Annotated in this window: 1 protein-coding gene; it reads right to left on the bottom strand. The window is 62.6% G+C overall.

Translation table 11 applies throughout. The annotated features are described in order from the left end of the window. Positions 1-262: 262 nt before the first annotated feature. Entirely contained in the window at positions 263-499 is a 237-nt protein-coding gene (locus AB8K43_RS15450; RefSeq protein ID WP_370895093.1) for a hypothetical protein, read from the bottom strand. Positions 500-668: the final 169 nt, after the last annotated feature.

Genomic DNA, 668 nt, shown 5'->3' with positions numbered 1-668 from the left:
GTGACGCTTCCTACTGTTCGTCATGATCTGACCAGTCTCCCTGCCCGCCACCGCGGGCAACAGGACGACTCGCATAACGACCGGACCTACGAAACGGGGTCAGCCCAACTTTGGCCCGAGTTCTGAAGCTGGGCCTCAAAGGCGGCTACTTGGCTATCACTGACGCGAGGCCCAGCAGGAGTAGCGGCGTTCGCAGGAGCGGACACGGCGAGGCCGCACAGGAGAGAGGCGGTCCCAAGGATCGCGCCGGTTGTGACTCGCTTCATCGGGCCACCGTCGACTTTCCCTTGATCTCCGCGGTGATGAGCCACCCAAGGACCGCCAAACTACCCAAGACCGGAACTGCGACAGTGGCCACGACGGCGAGCACCGCCTCGGTACCGGTGAGTCGCTTTGTCGCCATCCCCCATATCGTCGCAAGCAGCGCCGCGATGACCGTGCCGCTGTAGAGCCCCCACGCAATCTCAAACGGTGTTATGTCCAATGGACTGGTTTCCATGATCCCCTCATCGTAAACGGTCCGACTCCCTCTCGAGAGAGCTTGAACCGTCCAAAGTAGGGCGTGGGCCGCCCCCGTCATTCGGTCCGGACGGTGTGTGAGTCGTCGGTTTCGATTTGATGGGTGCATTGCCGAGCGTACTCGGCTGGGGGCAGGTAGCCGAGCGAGG

This window comes from Janibacter sp. GXQ6167 (genome assembly GCF_041365945.1).
In the GTDB taxonomy this organism is placed as follows: domain Bacteria; phylum Actinomycetota; class Actinomycetes; order Actinomycetales; family Dermatophilaceae; genus JBGFSK01.
This window is presented reverse-complemented; position numbering and strand designations above follow the sequence as displayed.